Annotated in this window: 14 protein-coding genes; 5 read left to right on the top strand and 9 right to left on the bottom strand. The window is 59.7% G+C overall.

Going from position 1 to position 17,268, the window contains the following annotated elements; translation table 11 throughout:
* Positions 1-3 precede the first annotated feature (3 nt).
* From ACR0M2_RS17985 to ACR0M2_RS17955, 7 genes are all read right to left on the bottom strand, one after another.
* Positions 4-3,069 carry an aminotransferase class III-fold pyridoxal phosphate-dependent enzyme gene (locus tag ACR0M2_RS17985; RefSeq protein ID WP_480706389.1) on the bottom strand — a complete coding sequence of 1,022 codons (3,066 nt, stop codon included), beginning with the start codon at positions 3,067-3,069 and terminating at the stop codon, positions 4-6.
* Between the two features lie 109 nt (positions 3,070-3,178).
* Positions 3,179-4,051 carry an NAD(P)-dependent oxidoreductase gene (locus ACR0M2_RS17980; RefSeq protein ID WP_170362055.1) on the bottom strand — a complete coding sequence of 291 codons (873 nt, stop codon included), beginning with the start codon at positions 4,049-4,051 and terminating at the stop codon, positions 3,179-3,181.
* A 95-nt stretch (positions 4,052-4,146) separates the two neighbouring features.
* Positions 4,147-4,536 (bottom strand): Cu(I)-responsive transcriptional regulator, encoded by a 390-nt coding sequence (gene cueR, locus ACR0M2_RS17975; protein ID WP_170362056.1) that lies wholly within the window; start codon positions 4,534-4,536, stop codon positions 4,147-4,149.
* A complete protein-coding gene (locus ACR0M2_RS17970; RefSeq protein ID WP_480706387.1) occupies positions 4,533-7,010 on the bottom strand; it encodes a heavy metal translocating P-type ATPase in 2,478 nt (825 codons plus the stop codon). The genes cueR and ACR0M2_RS17970 overlap by 4 nt, the downstream gene beginning before the upstream one ends.
* Positions 7,011-7,324: 314 nt before the next feature.
* Positions 7,325-7,564: a hypothetical protein gene (locus tag ACR0M2_RS17965; RefSeq protein ID WP_480706385.1), complete on the bottom strand. Its 240-nt coding sequence runs from the start codon at positions 7,562-7,564 to the stop codon at positions 7,325-7,327.
* 24 nt (positions 7,565-7,588) lie between these two features.
* Positions 7,589-7,945, bottom strand: a complete 357-nt coding sequence (locus ACR0M2_RS17960) for a pyridoxamine 5'-phosphate oxidase family protein (protein ID WP_480706383.1) — start codon at positions 7,943-7,945, stop codon at positions 7,589-7,591.
* 12 nt (positions 7,946-7,957) lie between these two features.
* Entirely contained in the window at positions 7,958-8,422 is a 465-nt protein-coding gene (locus ACR0M2_RS17955; protein ID WP_480706382.1) for a nuclear transport factor 2 family protein, read from the bottom strand.
* Between the two features lie 258 nt (positions 8,423-8,680).
* On the opposite strand from ACR0M2_RS17955, the gene ACR0M2_RS17950 reads away from it, so the two are divergent.
* The gene (locus tag ACR0M2_RS17950) at positions 8,681-9,244 is read left to right on the top strand and encodes a TetR/AcrR family transcriptional regulator (RefSeq protein ID WP_170350850.1); all 564 of its coding nucleotides are present in this window, start codon (positions 8,681-8,683) and stop codon (positions 9,242-9,244) included.
* A 108-nt stretch (positions 9,245-9,352) separates the two neighbouring features.
* Positions 9,353-10,510: an acyl-CoA dehydrogenase family protein gene (locus tag ACR0M2_RS17945; protein ID WP_480706380.1), complete on the top strand. Its 1,158-nt coding sequence runs from the start codon at positions 9,353-9,355 to the stop codon at positions 10,508-10,510.
* A 157-nt stretch (positions 10,511-10,667) separates the two neighbouring features.
* Here the strand turns inward: ACR0M2_RS17945 and ACR0M2_RS17940 are convergent, their stop codons facing one another.
* Positions 10,668-11,567, bottom strand: a complete 900-nt coding sequence (locus ACR0M2_RS17940) for a LysR substrate-binding domain-containing protein (RefSeq protein ID WP_170507159.1) — start codon at positions 11,565-11,567, stop codon at positions 10,668-10,670.
* Between the two features lie 237 nt (positions 11,568-11,804).
* Between ACR0M2_RS17940 and ACR0M2_RS17935 the strand changes: the two genes are divergently transcribed.
* The 3 genes from ACR0M2_RS17935 to ACR0M2_RS17925 are packed head-to-tail and all read left to right on the top strand — an operon-like array spanning position 11,805 to position 16,339.
* Positions 11,805-13,997, top strand: a complete 2,193-nt coding sequence (locus tag ACR0M2_RS17935; protein WP_480706378.1) for a dehydrogenase E1 component subunit alpha/beta — start codon at positions 11,805-11,807, stop codon at positions 13,995-13,997.
* Positions 13,994-15,028 (top strand): ACP S-malonyltransferase, encoded by a 1,035-nt coding sequence (locus ACR0M2_RS17930; RefSeq protein WP_480706376.1) that lies wholly within the window; start codon positions 13,994-13,996, stop codon positions 15,026-15,028. Before ACR0M2_RS17935 ends, ACR0M2_RS17930 begins: the two co-directional genes overlap by 4 nt.
* A 39-nt stretch (positions 15,029-15,067) precedes the next feature.
* Positions 15,068-16,339 (top strand): NAD(P)/FAD-dependent oxidoreductase, encoded by a 1,272-nt coding sequence (locus ACR0M2_RS17925; RefSeq protein ID WP_480706374.1) that lies wholly within the window; start codon positions 15,068-15,070, stop codon positions 16,337-16,339.
* 19 nt (positions 16,340-16,358) lie between these two features.
* Here ACR0M2_RS17925 and ACR0M2_RS17920 read toward each other — a convergent pair whose 3' ends face one another.
* Complete coding sequence (locus tag ACR0M2_RS17920; RefSeq protein WP_480706372.1) at positions 16,359-17,261, bottom strand: LysR family transcriptional regulator; 903 nt, start codon at positions 17,259-17,261, stop codon at positions 16,359-16,361.
* Positions 17,262-17,268 lie beyond the last annotated feature (7 nt).

The raw sequence follows: 17,268 nt of genomic DNA, 5'->3' as shown, positions 1-17,268 counted from the left end.
TTCTCAGCAGCACCCGCACCCAGCATGGTGATGCTCGTGATCGCAGGCTGGGGCAGGGGTGAAATCACCCACTCCGGTCAAAACGTCCCGCAAAGCCCAGAGGATCATGTCGACGTCCTCGGCCTCGATCGTCAGCGGTGGGCGGATTTTCAGGATGTTGTCCTTGGGCCCTTCGCTGCCGATCAGAATACGATGATCGCGCATCCGGTTTTTGACGTATTTGCAGATTTCGGTGCCCTCGGACCCATCCGGGTTGATCAGCTCAACCCCAAGGAACAGGCCCATTCCTCGCACATCGCCAACGCATCCGAAATCGGATTCAATCTGACGCAGACCATCCATCAGGCGCGCGCCCATATCGCGGGCGTTGTCCTGCAGGCCTTCGTCATCGACGATGTCCAGCACCTCCTTGCCGATCCGGCATGACAGGGTCGAGCCGCCAAAGGTTGAAAAGAACTCGATCCCGTTGTCAAAGCTCTGGGCGATTTCTTTGGTCGTAACCAGTACGCCCAGCGGATGGCCGTTACCGATAGGTTTGCCCATGACGACGATGTCCGGCAGCGCGCCTTGATGTTCAAAGCCGAAATAGTACTCACCCAGTCGCCCAAGCCCGGTTTGTACTTCATCGGCAATGCACACACCGCCCGCAGCGCGGATTTTCTCATATACCGCTGGCAGGTAACCTTTGGGCGGAATGATTTGGCCGCCGACCGAGGGGAAGGTCTCGGCAATGAAACCTGCGACCCCGTGCCCCTTGTCTTGCAGAGCAGCGATTGCAGGGTCTACAAAATTCGCGAATTTTGTAGCGCGGTCCGGGTCGTCACGCTTGAATGACCCGCGATAGTCGTCGGCAACCTCAACCAGCTCGACCCAGTCGGCCTGACCGACACCGCCGGGTTTGTTGAACTTATAGGCCGAGATCGCAACAGCCGCGTTGGTGTTGCCATGATAGCCGTGATCCGGGGTGACAATGCCCTTGGCGCCGGTATGGGTGCGGGCCAGTCGCAAGGCCAACTCGTTCGCCTCGGTGCCTGAATTGACAAAAAAGCAGACCTCGAAATGATCCGGCAGTTTCGAGAGAATCTTGTCGGCAAAGGTCGTTTGGGCAGGGTGCAGATAGCGCGTATTTGAATTCATTCGCTTCAGCTGATCCGCCGCCACCGCCTGAATTCGCGGATGCGCATGGCCCACATGGGGGACGTTGTTATAGGCGTCCAGATAGGGCCGTCCCCATTCGTCAAACAGATGATGTTTCCACCCGCGCACCAGCATGACTGGATCGTCATAGGTCAGGCTAAGGTTGCTGCCGAAGTGGTCGTGCCGCCCCTGCAGGATCACCTGTTTATCTGTGGGCCGATAGAATACCTTGTCGTCTGGCAGGTTCAGCAATGCCGCGGGATTGGGGCAGACGGCGTGCCACAGCTCTATCTCATCCGGATCGCCGACACCGGGCCAGTCGGTCTGCATTCCATCCGTGGTCAGGGCCAGCTGGAAATGCACATGCGGGGCCCAGCCACCGTTCTGGCTGGCGTCCCCTAGCCGGGCAAAGGCCGCACCCTGCGCCACCGGATCGCCCGGCTTCAGACGGTCACAAACTTCGGGGTCCAGATGACCATAAAGAGTATAGAAGGGATCGCCCTCGGGCGTTTCGTGGTGCAGGATCACGACGCCGCCATAGTCCAAATGGGCGTCGCGGTTCTCGACCGCTTCGATCCGGCCGCTCATCGGCGCGTGCAGCACGGTGCCTGCCGGGGCAAACACATCCACCGCCAAATGCACGGTGCGCCGGTCCGAAGCCTTCCAGGGCCCCTTGCGGAACCCGGGCTCGGCATAGATCAGGCGGGGTTCGTTGTAATAACCCAACCACAGGCCTTGGCCAAATTCCTCACCCACACGCGCGGCCTCTTCCAGTGGCATGTGGAACGGGTTCTGCGGCCAGGTCGAGTTCTCAACCGACAGCGAGCCCATGGGCGCATCGCTTAGATCCTGATTGAACATCAGGGCGAACTGGCCGCGATGTTCGGACAGATAGGCGTGGATGCGTTCGGCCCCGTCAGTAACGGGCAAACCGCAGGCCGTTCGTAGCCGCGCCGCCATCAGGTCACCGTTCACGCCTGCATTCTCAAGGAACCGCCATGCGGGGGCCTGACTGATCGTCACATAAGGATCGTCCGGGTTCTCGATCGCCATATGGGTCGAGTTTACAACGGACACCGCCAGCCGCATCCGTAGCAAGGGCCAGATCAAATCAATCTCATCGGGGCGCAGCCGATTAGCCGCATGATAGCCCTGCACAAGAGCGGCAAGCGCGCGTTCCGGTTTAGGGTGATCCAGAACGATATAGGCCCCCGCAATCGCCAGATCACAGACACGCGGCGCAGCACACATATCGCCCAGATCAATCAGGCCCGAGATACTCTGCCGCTGACCCAGTTCGCCCTCAACCAGAATGTTGTAGTCGTTGACGTCATTATGGATCGCCTGTTTCGGCAGTTCCGCCAACGGACCCGAGATCGCCGCGAACTGGTCACAAATCTCGGACAGCAAAACCCGACGAGCAGGATCAGTGATCGCATCCAGCCGATCGGCGATCCAACCGGCTTGCGTAAGGTCCCATTTGAAATCTGCACGATGCAGCCCGTCATGGGTAAACCGCTCCAACGCTTTGTCGGTGGCACCCAGAACACGCCCCAATTTTAAGATCAACGCCTCGGATTTAGGCGCGGCCTTAGCGTAACATTGCCCCGGCAGGCATTCCAGCAACCAGACCAGCCGCATCTGCCCTTGCTGATCGGCAATTTGCGGCAGCTGCGCCCCGGTAAGGGCGGGATAGACCTGAGGGAATGGCAGCCCCGGCGCCTCACCCGCGATATGGGCCAATGCCTTGACCTGCAGATCAACGAACTCTGCTTCGCATCCGGGGCGCATGACTTTCAGTACATAATCCTGACCATTGGAAGCCCGCACCATAAAGTTCAGATCATATTCGCCATCCAGCCGCGTCAGCTTGGCGTCCAGCCCCCAATGGGCGCGCAGGGCATCCGCCCAGAATACGGTCAAGTCGCTCATACGCTTCCCTGTCCAATTTTCACGAGGTTCCCCTTCATTTGGCCGAAAATATCCTCGGGGGTGAATTGGCCGAACGGTCCAAAAGGGGGCAGACAGCCCCCCAATGCCGTCAGTCCAACGCGCGCAACCGCTTGAACAGCGAAGATGTATCCCACCGTCCGCCGCCCAGCTTTTGCACATCTTTGTAGAATTGATCGACCAACGCCGTAACCGGCAGGGACGCCCCGGTTTCGTTTGCCGTCTCAAGGCAAATCCCCAGATCCTTGCGCATCCAGTCAACCGCAAAACCGTGTTCGAAATGATCATCCAGCATGGTTTCATAGCGGTTCGCCATCTGCCAGCTGCCCGCAGCGCCCTGGCTGATCACCTCAACAACAGATCGACCGTCCAATCCGGCTTTTTCAGCGAAATGTAGCGCTTCGCTGAGACCCTGAACCAAACCGGCAATGGCGATCTGGTTGCTCATCTTGGTCATCTGCCCTGCGCCGCTGTCGCCGATCCGACGGCAGATCTTGGAATAGACCTGCATGATCGGTTCAGCCGCATCATAGGCGGCCTGATCACCACCGCACATGATCGACAAGACGCCATTCTCGGCTCCCGCCTGACCGCCCGAGATCGGGGCGTCCACAAATGCGATACCCTTGCTTTGGCCCGCCGCATAAAGCTCACGGGTCACCTTGGCGGAAACGGTGGTGTGATCAACGAAAGTTGTGCCGTCGGACATTCCGTCAAAGGCACCATTTTCACCCGTGCAGACCATCCGCAGGTCATCATCGTTGCCGACGCAGGCCATGACGAACTCCGCGCCCTGGGCGGCCTCTTTTGGGGTGGTTGCCATCGCGCCACCATGTTGGGCAACCCAGGCTTCGGCCTTTGCGGCAGTGCGATTGTATACGGTTACTTCATGGCCCGCCGCCTGCAGGTGACCGGCCATTGGATAGCCCATGACGCCCAAACCCAGAAACGCAACTTTTGCCATATTGTGATCCTCTCTGTTGTCCGGGCCATTTCATTTGGCGGGCCGGATTGCCAGGCAGAGTCAAAGCAAAGCCGCGCGCAAAGAGCAACCCTGTGTCAGGGTTTGCCACCCAAATCCTGCAGGATCGGACAATCAGGCCGGTCATCTCCGGCACAGGCGTCGATCAGGTGACCCAGCGTATCGCGCATCGCGTTGAGGTCGGCGATCTTGGTTTCGATCTGCGCCAGATGCGCGCGGGCAACCTTTTTGACATCGGCACTGGCGCGGGTTTCATCCTCATAAAGGGCCATCAGAGTGCGGCAATCCTCGATCGTGAACCCCAGCGCGCGGGCGCGGCCCAGAAAGTTCAGCTTATGCACGTCCTGTTCGCGGAACCGACGATAGCCGTTGTCGTCCCGCATAGGTTTGATCAGGCCGATATCCTCGTAATACCGGATCGTCTTGGCGGGCAGGCCGGTCTGGGTTGCAACGTCTCCGATATTCATGGCGTCACCGTTTGGGATGTGTGGTCTTGGGATGTTTCGGGCAGCGCAGCCCGGACACGGCGCAGGCGCAGCGCGTTGGCGACCACGAAGACGCTGGACAACGCCATTGCCCCGGCAGCGAGGCCAGGGGACAACAGATGCCCGCTGAACGGGAACAGCACACCAGCAGCCACCGGGATCAGCAGGATGTTGTAACCAAAGGCCCAGCCCAGGTTCTGGCGAATGTTGCGCATGGTGCGGCGGCTGATCTCCACCGCATTGGCCACACCGCGCAGATCACCCGACATCAACACCACATCCGCCGTTTCAATCGCCACATCAGTGCCGGTTCCGATGGCCACGCCGATATCCGCCGCCGCCAACGCTGGGGCGTCGTTAATACCGTCGCCGACAAACGCCAATGTGCCGAATTGTTCACGCAGCGCGGTGATCGCGGCCAGTTTACCGTCCGGCAAAACCTCGGCCGTGACATGGTCGATGCCCAGCCTGTCGGCCAGCGCTTGTGCAGTGCGGACATTGTCGCCGGTCACCATCGCCAGTTTCAGGCCCGTCGCGTGCAATCGTTCTAACGCGTCCTGCGTGCCGGGTTTCACCGGGTCCGAGACCGCCAATAGAGCCGCCGCCTGACCGTCGATGGCGACGAACAAAGGTGTGGCACCTTCGCTGGAGCGCAGATCGGCCTCGGCAGTCAGGGTGGTTAAGTCCACCCCGTTCTGCGCCATCAGCCGCGGCGACCCGATCAACAGATCGTGTCCGTCGACCGTCGCTTGAACGCCTAGCCCGGTTAGGGAGTTAAATGCGGATATTGCGGGCAGATCGTCCGGGCCCGCGCGGGTGATTGCGGTGGCAATGGGGTGTTCTGACTGGGCCTCTACCGCTGCGGCTAACCGCAGAACGGTGTCGCGATCAAAGCCGTTCGTGGTGGTGACGCTTTCCAGTTCGGGCCGCCCCAGCGTCAGGGTTCCGGTCTTGTCCAGCGCGATGACCTTGGCCTGCTGCAATTGCTGCAGCGCATCGCCTTTGCGGAACAAAACCCCCAGTTCAGCTGCGCGCCCGGTGCCGACCATGATCGAGGTCGGCGTCGCCAGACCCATCGCGCAGGGGCAGGCAATGATCAAGACCGAGACCCCGGTGACCAGTGCCATCGGCAGCGCAGGCGCAGGGCCAAAGATCAGCCAGACGACAATCGTCAGCAGCGCGACGGCGATGACCACCGGCACGAACCATGCCGTGATCCGGTCGACCAGCCCCTGAATCGGCAGCTTGGCCCCTTGCGCCTGTTCGACCATCCGAATGACCTGCGCCAGAACCGTATCAGCCCCGACCCGCGTGGCGCGCAGGCGCAGCGCGCCGGTGCCGTTGACCGTTCCGCCAACAACCTGATCGGTTGGGGATTTGCCCACAGGAACGGGCTCGCCCGTGATCATGCTTTCATCCACGTAGGAGGTGCCCTCAAGCACCTCTGCGTCCACAGGAACCCGCTCTCCTGGGCGGATTTGCAGGATGTCCCCAACAGTAATCTCGGCGATCGGACGGTCGATGAAGCGACCGTCCATTTCGACCCGCGCGGTTTTGGGTTGCAAGCCTACCAGTTTGCGGATTGCGGCCCCGGTGCGGCCCTTAGCGCGGGCTTCCATCAAGCGACCCAGCAAGATCAAAACGACGATGACCGAGGCGGCCTCGAAATACACGTTTGCGCTGCCCTGCGGTAGGATCTGCGGCGCAAAGGTGGCCGTGGCCGAGAACAAGTACGCCGCGCCCGTGCCCAAAGCCACAAGCGCATTCATATCCGGAGATCCGCGCAGCAGCGAGGGGATGCCCTTTGCGTAGAAAACCCGCCCGGGCCCCAGCAAGATCACTGAGGTCAGCGCGAATTGGATCAGATGGCTGGTTTGCGTGCCGATGCTTGCCTGCACCCAGTGATGGAAAGCCGGGATCATATGCCCGCCCATCTCTAATACGAACACGGGCAGGGCCAGGATGGCGGCAAACAGGGTGGCGCGGGTCAGCGCATGGGCCTCTTCGGTTTTGCGCCCATCGGTCTGGGGGGCGGCAGCGTCCGCCACGCGCGCCGGATACTCGGCCTCTTCGCAGCGTTTCGCCAGCATCTGTGGATCAGTTACGCCGTCGACATAGGTGATTTGCGCGCTTTCCGTGGCCAGATTGACCTGAGCGTCGACCACTGCCGGATCAGTTTTCAGCGCGCGCTCGATTTTAGAGACGCACGAGGCGCAGCTCATACCGGCGATCTTCAGGGTCGTTTGCCGGGTCGCAGCGGGATATCCGGCATGCGACAGTGCGTTGATCAAACCGCTGACCTGGCCGTCATAGGTAACCTGCGCGGTTTCCGTCGCAAAGTTGACCGATGCGTCAGACACACCCGGCACATCCAGCAAGGCGCTTTCCACCCGACCGACGCAAGAGGCACATCCCATGCCTGAGATTTTCAACTGAGTTGTCTGCGGCGCAGCCATCCGACTCATCCTATCGTCACTTTTACCCTCCAGATGAGGGTTCCAGTCACGGGAAGGTCAAGGGGTCATGTCAGATTTCCGTAGAATTCCGCAGCGCAGATCAATTGTTCGATAGCTGATCAAGCAAAAGGGAATCGTGCGAAAAGGGAAGAGGGGAACGCACGGATTCAGGCGAGGCAAAAAACGCCAACGCAAGGCCCATAGCCAGCAACAGTGCCCCAATCAGGCCGAGATGAACAACATTCAAGGCAAAGCGTAGCATGGTTGTGGACCCTATTATCTGATTTAGTTTGCGAATTTTAGGTGCAACGGGGTCAGGACCGTTGCGCTAGTTGCTGTCTTAGTTTTTCGTTCTCGGCCTGTAACTGAGCCAGTTGCTGGCCTAGCGCGTTAATATGCGGGCGCAACTCGGCTTCGGTAAAGCGGGGAGTGATGTTGCTGGGGCAGTTCCAGTCCAGCGCCTCGACCCGAATTCGGACGGCGCGTTCGGCGGGGGCTTTTGCACCTTCGGGATAAAGGTCGGCGGCGGCGGCCGCGCCCTCAGTAAACTCCACCCGACCCAAAATCTTGAGGCGCCTCTAGTTGGCATAATCCATCAGGATCAGGGCGATCCGGTCGTTTCCATCCAGGTTCCCGCGCGAAATATACTGTTTATTGCCCGTGAAATCGGCGTATCCAATGGTCTGTGGGTCCAGAACCTTTAGAAACCCAATCGGTCCGCCGCGATATTGAACGTAAGGCCAGCCGGTCTCGGAAACGGTGGACTGATAGAATCCATCGCGCGCTTCGATAAAGGCCTTTTCAACTGGTCCGATCTGATGGCCTTGCTGCGGACCGCCGTCAACAAACTTGGCGTAAGTCTTGGCTGAGCCCATTCTTTCCTGATGCGCACGGACGGCTGGTGTAAATGTCAGTTCGGAAAAGGCACGCGGCATGTTTTTACCCCTTTACAACCCCAGGTCAGACAGCCCGGCGTGATCATCGGGACGGGGCCCTTGTGGCCAATGAAACAGGCGATCGCCCTCGGAAATTGGTAAGTCGTTTAATGAGGTATAGCGTTTGGCCATCCGCCCATCTTGTGCAAATTCCCAGTTCTCGTTGCCATAGGACCGAAACCACTGTCCGCTGTCGTCCCGCCATTCGTATGCATAGCGCACGGCGATACGGTTGCCGGAAAAGGCCCACAGTTCCTTTATTAGACGATAGTCCAGTTCCTTGCTCCACTTTCGGGTCAAAAAGGCGTGGATTTCGGCGTGACCGTTTAGGAACTCTGCCCTGTTTCGCCACTGGCTGTCATCAGTATAGGCCGGAGTGACCACATCCGGGTCGCGGCTGTTCCAAGCGTTTTCCGCCATTCGGACTTTTTGTTTGGCGGTTTCCAAACTGAATGGGGGCAGCGGGGGTCGGTTCATTGCGTGGTCTTTCATGTCAGTATGGCTGCAAGCATCGCCAAGGTTAAAACAACCGGGACGTACTGGGGTGGGAAAAGGCTGGCATGGTGTCTCATCTGAACGCTCCATGGTTTACAGATCGGTACATCTTGTTGGCAATGTGTACCGATCTGTAAACTTTTGCAAGTCTTATTTTGAAATTTCACCGCAGCGCACTCTACGGTTGCCGTGAGGACAGTGCGGTATTATGTACTGATCTGTACATGTAGGAGGTGACACATGCGCCCAAACAAACGCGATGAACTGGTCCGCAAGTCTTTGCAGGTCTTTTATCGTGACGGATTTCACGCCACCGGAATGGACAAGCTGGTGGTGGAAACGGGCGTGTCAAAAACCTCGATGTACAAACACTTTCGCACCAAGGAAGAGCTGATTCTGGCTGCCTTGCAGTTGCGGGATGAGAACTTCCGAAAAGAATTCTTTTCTCGGATCGAGGAGCTCGCAGATACCCCTGTCGGCCAGTTGCTCGCCAGTTTCGATGCGCTGGGCGAGTGGTTTGATGAGAAAGAGTACCGCGGCTGCATGTTCATCAAAGCAGGGGCGGAGTATCAGGAAATTGACCACCCGATCCACAAGCAATCCGCCGAGCACAAGCGCATATTGCTCGATCATTTTATCGATCTGGCGCGGAAGGCTGGTGCCCGTGATCCAGAACATCTGGCCTGCCAGATTGTTCTATTGCAGGAAGGCGCGATTGTGACGGCTGTGTTCTTGAAAACCTGTGACCCGGCGGGGGATGCTAAGGCGGCTGCCCGGGTCTTGCTGGACGCGGCGCTGGCCTGACCGGACCCGAACATTCAAAAGAACGTTACGTTCCAACGCGTTGGGTGGATTGGATTGCAATGCCTCCAAAGCTACCTTGATCAACGGAAGATTTGGGGAGGATACCGCATGCAGCTATTTACCACGACCGCCAGTTGGGTAACCGAAGAACACCGGATGTTTGCCGAAATGGCGGATCGGTTCATGGATGATGAGCTGATCCCCAATATCGAACGCTGGATCGAAAATGGTGTCGTGGATCGCGACATGTGGCGCAAGGCTGGCGACATGGGGCTAATGGCGGGCGCGATCCCCGAGGTTTACGGCGGTGTAGGTGGTGGCATCGGATTTGATGCAGTTACGATGTACGCGCAATCCTCGCACGGGGATTCCGGATGGGGTTATGCGATCCAATCCATCGTCATTCACTACATCAACGCCTATGGCAGCGAGGATCAAAAGCAAAACTGGTTACCGAAACTGGCGTCGGGCGAGATGGTCGGCGCGCTTGCCATGACCGAACCCGGGACCGGCTCGGATGTGCAGGCCATTCGCACGACGGCCGACAAGGATGGAAATTCCTACCGTTTGAACGGATCCAAGATATTCATCACCAACGGGCAATCGGCAGACTTGATCCTTGTGGCGTGCAAGACGGACAAGGCGCTGGGCTCAAAAGGGGTTTCACTGATTGGGGTTGAGACCGAGAGCGCCGAGGGCTTTCGCAAGGGGCGTAACCTCAAGAAGCTGGGGATGAAGGCCAATGACACGGCTGAGCTGTTCTTTGAAGACGTTAAGGTGCCTATGACCAACCTTCTGGGCGCGGAAGAGGGGCAGGGGTTCTACCAAATGATGAACCAATTGCCCTGGGAACGCCTGACGATTGGCATCGGTGCGCTGGGCGCAATTGATTTCGCCATCGCTGAGACGGTGAAGTACACGCAAGAACGCAAGGCATTTGGTCAACGGGTGATGGATTTCCAGAACACCCGCTTTAAGCTGGCCGAGTGCAAGACCAAGGCCGAGGTTTTGCGCAGCTTCGTCAATGATTGCATCGCGCGGCTTGAAGCTGGCACGCTGGATGCGGCGACCGCTTCGATGGTGAAATACTGGGGGTCGGAAGTTCAAAACGAAATCATGCACGAATGCTTGCAGCTGTTCGGTGGGTATGGGTTCATGATGGAATACCCGATTGCCCGCCTTTACGCAGATGCCCGCGTTCAGATGATATATGGCGGCACCAATGAGATCATGAAGGAACTCATTGCCCGATCTTTGGATACTTAATCAGACCGGTTACTCCCGCCCGTCATCAATGTTTCTGGCGAAACATCTCCTCCCGTTGGGCCAGGCAGGCGCGGGCTATGCGCGCGCCTGCCTGGCCCCTCCTACTTCCGCAGGACGCAAGGCCGAAGGCGGCGCAGAACCGCATTGCACCTCTGGCTTACGTGTTGGGGGCCTGATCAATCTGACCTTGTAGCCACGCTCGGAATGATCTGAGTGGTTCGGATTCCGCCCGCGATTGTGGCCAGACCAGATAGAAATTCCCAAGGCTGACACCCGGACCGTGCCACGCTGGGACAAGCCGCCCCGCTGCCAGATCAGCATCGATCAAGTAACTTGGGAGCAATGCCACGCCCAGCCCGTGGATAGTGGCCTGTCCCATGGTCGAGAATTGATCGAATAGCATTCCCTGTATCCCAGAAACCTCGCGGCCTTGTGCGGCGAACCATTTCTCCCAGGCTTCGGGGCGTGTTTCCAAATGCAGCAGGGGCGCTTTGATCAACCACTCAATGTCATCGCTGTCGTCGGGCAGCATATCGGGTGCGCAAACGGGCACTACATCTTCGCGCATAATGGGCAGGTAATTCACGCCGGCCCAGTCGCGTTGACCAAAGTGGATCGCGGCGTCGAATTGTTCCGTGTCGAAATCAAAGGGCCGCAGCCGCGTATTCAGATTTACGGTGACTTCTGGATGGCGGCGGGCGAAATCCTGCAGGCGTGGCGCCAGCCAGTGCATGCCGAATGCAGGCAGGATCGACAGGTTTAGCGACCCTCCGGTCGGGTTGGCCTTGAGCTTCAGCGACGCCTGCGCCAGTTGGTTCAGCGCTTTGCGGGCGACCTGGACATATTCCTTTGCCGCAGGCGTCAGATGCAACCTCATCTGGCTGCGCTGGATAAGGGCGACGCCAAGCTGTTCCTCCATCGTCTTGAGCTGACGGCTGATTGCGCTTTGCGTCAGTGACAGTTCTTCGGCGGCGGCAGAGGCGCTGCCAAGGCGATCAACGGCCTCAAGCGCCAGCAAAGAGGGGATCGAGGGCAAAAAGCGGCGCGGGGCGATCATATGACAAATCCTCATACCTTTCGAAAGGAATATCACTGGCTTTTGCCGCGCGCCAGCCCGATACAAATGCAGGTATTTCTTCAGGGTATGTGCGTGTAAGCCTGTGCATCGGATCGGAGGTTTATTTCCCGGGTGCTTGCGACTTTCTTTTGCCTCTGCCCTTGAATGCCTGCAAGAAAGGGGGGTGCTGCTGCGGCAACACTCCGGATTAAGTCACACAGGATCAGGGAACTGGCCATGGATCGCGCTCAGATCGTTCACGAGAATTTCCTGACCCGAGTCGCACAGCGCGATTTACCCCACGGGGCCGCCCCCAGACCGGGTCTGAGCAACCCCGATGCGGTGTCATTGTTTCGGTCGCAAGTCCTCAGCCGTGCGCTGGACCGCACCAGCCGTGCGATGCAAAAGGCGGGGCAGGGCTTCTATACGATAGGCTCTTCGGGGCACGAGGGGATGGCAGCCGTCGCCCACGCGCTGCGCCCGACCGACATTGCCTTTTTGCATTATCGCGATGCGGCATTTCAGATTGCCCGGGCCGAGCAGGTGCCGGGCCAGCAGATCGCCTGGGACATGTTGCTTAGCTTTGCGTGTTCCAAGGATGACCCGACCTCGGGCGGGCGGCACAAGGTGCTGGGGTCAAAGGCGCTGACGATCCCGCCGCAGACCTCGACCATTGCCAGCCACCTGCCCAAGGCGGTGGGCGCGGCCTATAGCCTGGGCGCGGCGCGGCGGCATGATCCGGAACACCGCGAGTTGCCCTTGGACGGGATTGCTGTTTGTTCTTTTGGGGATGCTTCGGCCAACCATTCGACCGCGCAGGGGGCGTTCAACACAGCCGGTTGGACCAGCGTGCAATCGACGCCGTTACCGTTGTTGTTCGTGTGCGAGGATAACGGGATCGGAATCTCGGTAAAGACACCGAAGGGCTGGATTCAATCGTCGATGGAGCATCGGCCGGGCGTCAAGTATTTCCAAGCCAATGGGTTAGACATATTCGAGACCTACGCCGTGGCCAAGGAAGCCGCCGATTTCGTGCGAACCCGCCGAAAGCCCGCCTTTCTGCACCTGAAAACAGTGCGCCTCTACGGTCACGCCGGGGCGGATGTGCCGACCACCTACCTGCCTAAAGCCGAGGTCGAAGCTGATGAGGCCAACGACCCGCTGCTGCATACTGTGCGTTTGTTGGATCAAGCGGGCGCGTTGCAGCCGGATCAGGCGTTGAAGATTTACAATGACACCTGCGCCCGCACGGATCGCATCGCCGCCGAGGCCGCCACCCGCCCTCACTTGTCAGATGCCGCCGAGGTGGTGGCCAGTCTGGTTCCACCGAAACGTATCTGCAAACCCACCAACGGCACGGATGCCGAGGCGCGCGCCAAAGCCTTTGGCGGCGATTTGCGGGCGATGAATGACCCCCAGCCCATGAGCCGCCTGATCAACTGGGCGCTGACCGATCTGATGCTGGAACACGGTGAAGTCGTCTGTATGGGTGAAGACGTGGGCCGTAAGGGAGGCGTCTATGGTGTGACGCAGAAATTGCAACAACGCTTTGGTCCGGATCGGGTGATCGACACGCTGTTGGACGAGCAATCCATACTTGGGCTGGCGATAGGAATGGGGCACAACGGCTTTATTCCGATCCCCGAAATTCAGTTCCTGGCCTATCTGCACAATGCCGAAGATCAGATCAGGGGCGAGGCCGCGACACTACCGTTCTTCTCGAACGGGCAGTTCACGAACCCGATGGTGCTGCGGATTGCGGGGCTGGGGTATCAGAAAGGGTTCGGCGGGCATTTCCACAACGACAATTCCCTGGCGGTGCTGCGCGACATTCCCGGCGTGATCATTGCCTGTCCGTCCTCTGGTGCAGATGCGGCACAGATGCTGCGTGAATGCGTGCGGTTGGCGCGGGAAGAGCAAAGGGTGGTGGTGTTTCTAGAGCCCATCGCGCTCTATCCGATGCGTGATTTGCACGGGGCGCAAGATGGCGGATGGATGAGCACCTACCCTTCGCCGGATCAACGTATTTCGTTGGGTGAGGTTGGCGTGCATGGGGATGGCACCGATCTGGCCATCGTGACCTATGGCAACGGGCATTATCTGTCGCAACAGGCGCTGCCCAAGCTCGACGCAGCCGGGATAAAGACGCGCATCATCGACATGCGCTGGCTGGCGCCTTTGCCAGTCGAGGCCCTGCGCGAGGCCACCAAACCCTGCGCACATGTTCTGGTCGTAGATGAATGCCGCCGCACTGGCAGCCAGTCCGAGGCGCTGATGACGTTCTTCGCCGAAGAAAATCCCGCAACGCCAACCGCACGCGTTGTGGCCGAGGATTGCTTTATCGCCACGGGTCCGGCCTATGCCGCGCCACTGCCATCCAAGGGCGGTATCGTTGCCGCCGCGCTGAAACTGGCCGGAGGCCGCCAATGACCCGCACAGCCGTCGTCATCTGCCCCGGTCGGGGCACCTATAACAAGCCCGAGCTGGGCTTTCTGCACCGCCATCACGCGCAGTGGATGGACCTGTTCCACAACTTCGACGCCATCCGTGCCGAGACGGGGCAGGACGCCGTGACCGCCCTGGATGGTGCAGGCCGGTATACGATGTCCAAGTATTCGCGGGGCGATGTGGCCTCGCCCTTAATTTATGCGGCCTCGTTTGCCGATGCGCAGGCTTTGGCGGACGATATCGAGGTTGTCGCGGTCACCGGCAATTCGATGGGCTGGTATATTGCCCTGGCCGTTGGTGGTGCGCCGTCGCCGCAGGATGGTTTTCGGGTGGTGAACACGATGGGCACGCTGATGCAGGAACAGCTGATTGGCGGGCAGCTTGTCTATCCATACGCGGGCGACGATTGGCGGGATGCTCCGGCGCGCAAGGCCGAGTTGCTGGCGGATGTGGCGCGGATCAACGCAACCGACGGGTGTGATCTGGCGCTGTCCATCGATCTGGGTGGGATGTTGGTGCTGGCCGGGGACGAAGCGGGGTTGAAGGCGTTCGAAGCTTCTCAGCCTGTTGTACAGGAACGCTTTCCGATGCGGTTGGCGAACCACGCGGCGTTTCATACGTCCTTGCAGACTCCGGTCGCTGCGGAAGGGCGCGCGCGACTGGCACCGGATCTGTTTGCGCAGCCTGATCGCCCCTTGATCGATGGGCGCGGCAAAATCTGGTGGCCGGGCGCGACAGATACGCAGGCGCTGTGGGATTACACTCTGGGCCATCAGGTGACCGAGACCTATGACTTTACCCGCGCCATCCAGACCGCTGCGCGCGAGTTCGCCCCTGACCTGTTCATCGTCACCGGCCCGGGCGCGACCCTGGGGGGTGCCGTGGCGCAATCACTGGTTCTGGCCGATTGGAAGGGCATGTCGGACAAGGCGGCGTTTCAGGCGCGGCAACAGGTCGAGCCGTTTCTGATCGCAATGGGCCGTGATGATCAAAGGGCACTTGCAACCGGCTGAGTCCACCGCAATGATCCGCGCAAAATTCTGGAGCCCAGCGTGAGTGACCACGACCAATCCCTGTGGTTGAAAACCTGCCGCGAGCATGTGGAAGACCGCCCCCTAAGCGTTGATCTAACGGTTGATCTGGCCGTAATCGGCGGCGGCTATACTGGCTGTTCTGCAGCATTGACGGCAGCGCAGGCCGGGGCGTCGGTCTGCCTGTTGGAGGCGCAAGGCATTGGCCACGGCGGTTCAGGCCGAAACGTCGGTCTGGCGAATGCGGGGCTGTGGTTGCCGCCCGAGGATATCCGCGCGCATCTGGGCAAGCGGGCCGGGGATCGGTTGATCGATCTTTTGGCCGCGGCACCTGCGGATGTGTTTGACCTGATCGAGCGGCATGGCATCGACTGTGATCCTGTTCGCAATGGGACGTTACACTGCGCGCATTCCGCCTCGGGCCTTCAGGATTTGCAGAGGCGTCACGCCCAGTTGAGCGCCACGGGAGCCCCGGTTAAATTGCTGCCCGCCGATCAGGCTACCCAACGGACTGGCAGCGCGGCATTCCATGGCGCGCTGTTTGATCCGCGTGCGGGGACGATTCACCCATTGGGCTATGCGCGTGGTCTGGCCCGTGCCGCTGCCGAGGCCGGGGCGCGGATTGTCACCCAATGCCCGGTGCAGTCGATGCAGTACGACAACGGTCAATGGGTGCTGAAAACCCCGCATGGCTCGGTGCGGGCGAAATCGGTAATTCAGGCCACCAATGCCTATCATCAGGGTCTTCAAGATACCGCCCCGGACTATGTTCCGGTCTATTACTTCCAGTTCTTTACGGCTCCGCTGTCGGACAATCTGCGGGCCAGTATTCTGTCGGGGGCGGAGGGGTGCTGGGACACCGGGTTGGTCATGACCTCTTTCCGTATGGATGCCGAAGGGCGGCTGATCATCGGGGGCATGGGTGATCTGGGCCAGGTGGGCCGGGCGGTTCACGCGGCATGGTGCAGGCGCAAACTGGCCGAGTTGTTTCCTCAACTTACAGATCAGCCGTTGACCGAGGGGTGGCATGGGCGCATCGCCATGACCTCGGACCACATCCCCAAGATCACGCAGATCGGTCCCAATGCCCTTTCAGCACACGGATATTCTGGACGGGGCATCGGTCCGGGTACGGTTTTTGGCCGCTTGATGGCAGAAAGCCTGCTGCAGGACGACCCGAGCCTGCTGCCTGTGCCTGCGGTTCCTGAATACCGCGAAAGCTGGACCGCCCTGCGACGTGCTTATTTCGAGACCGGCGCGACGTTGATGCATCTGATCAAGGCACGGTTCTGATCCGCGACCGCCCCGGTGATCAATTCTGCAGCGTGGTGGCGATGGTCTCGATCCGTGCGCGCAACCAGCGATGGGCCGGGTCATTGGCCGAGCGTTGATGCCAGACCATGTAGATCGAGACCGGCTCGCACTCGAACGGCAATGGCGCGCAGTCCAGTGCCGCCAACGGCCCGTGTTTCATCAGCACAGTGTCCGTCGATATCAGGTCGCTGCCCTTCACAAAGGACGGAATCGCGTGGAAATGCGGCAGGGTGACGGTGGGTGGCCGGATCTGGCTTTGGTCCACACCACGCATCACAGCGCGGGAACTGCGTCCGTCGATAAATCGCACCTCGATATGCTCAGACTGGCAATAGGCCTGCCAACTGTCTGGCGGGTTGCGCTGATCGGCATCGTAGAAAATCATTAGCGGGCTGATCAGTACACGTTTTTGAAAAATATCCGGCCCATCGGGCGGCAGCGGGGTCAGCATCAACTGACACCGGTCGCTGCGCAGCAGTTCGGGGTCGGGGACGCCGGACGGGATGAACCCCAGCCGCAGGCGCACGCCTTCGGCCCGAAGCGCGTGCAGCAATGGCGGAAAGATCAGGTCGCGCGGCATGTCGTTGGTGGCGATCTGGATGCTGATCTCATCGGCCAGCGGATCAAACGGACGCTCGTCAGTCAGCGCCCGCATGCCGTCCAGCACCTGTTGTACCGGCTCTTTCAGCGATAAGGCGCGCTCGGTCGGGGTCAGGCCCTGACCCGAGCGCACGAACAACGGATCCCCCAGAACCTGCCGCAGTTTGGCCAGCGTGTGGCTGATCGCTGATTGCGTCACACCCAACCGGTCGGCAGCCTTTGAGACTGAGCTTTCCTCGAGGATCGTCAGAAAGGTGCGCAAGACTTTGCCGTCCAGATCGGTGAAATCAGTTTTGCTCATATCATCT

It is taken from the genome of Ruegeria sp. BE10, from assembly GCF_056538905.1.
This window is presented reverse-complemented; position numbering and strand designations above follow the sequence as displayed.

Bases quoted from the DNA above. Each gene is read 5' to 3' on its own strand.
- ACR0M2_RS17935 (WP_480706378.1), top strand. From the start codon at position 11,805: ATGGATCGCGCTCAGATCGTTCACGAGAATTTCCTGACCCGAGTCGCA.
- ACR0M2_RS17945 (WP_480706380.1), top strand. From the start codon at position 9,353: ATGCAGCTATTTACCACGACCGCCAGTTGGGTAACCGAAGAACACCGG.
- ACR0M2_RS17930 (WP_480706376.1), top strand. From the start codon at position 13,994: ATGACCCGCACAGCCGTCGTCATCTGCCCCGGTCGGGGCACCTATAAC.
- ACR0M2_RS17970 (WP_480706387.1), bottom strand. From the start codon at position 7,010: ATGGCTGCGCCGCAGACAACTCAGTTGAAAATCTCAGGCATGGGATGT.
- ACR0M2_RS17920 (WP_480706372.1), bottom strand. From the start codon at position 17,261: ATGAGCAAAACTGATTTCACCGATCTGGACGGCAAAGTCTTGCGCACC.
- ACR0M2_RS17980 (WP_170362055.1), bottom strand. From the start codon at position 4,051: ATGGCAAAAGTTGCGTTTCTGGGTTTGGGCGTCATGGGCTATCCAATG.
- ACR0M2_RS17940 (WP_170507159.1), bottom strand. From the start codon at position 11,567: ATGATCGCCCCGCGCCGCTTTTTGCCCTCGATCCCCTCTTTGCTGGCG.
- ACR0M2_RS17950 (WP_170350850.1), top strand. From the start codon at position 8,681: ATGCGCCCAAACAAACGCGATGAACTGGTCCGCAAGTCTTTGCAGGTC.
- ACR0M2_RS17960 (WP_480706383.1), bottom strand. From the start codon at position 7,945: ATGCCGCGTGCCTTTTCCGAACTGACATTTACACCAGCCGTCCGTGCG.
- cueR (WP_170362056.1), bottom strand. From the start codon at position 4,536: ATGAATATCGGAGACGTTGCAACCCAGACCGGCCTGCCCGCCAAGACG.
- ACR0M2_RS17955 (WP_480706382.1), bottom strand. From the start codon at position 8,422: ATGAACCGACCCCCGCTGCCCCCATTCAGTTTGGAAACCGCCAAACAA.
- ACR0M2_RS17985 (WP_480706389.1), bottom strand. From the start codon at position 3,069: ATGAGCGACTTGACCGTATTCTGGGCGGATGCCCTGCGCGCCCATTGG.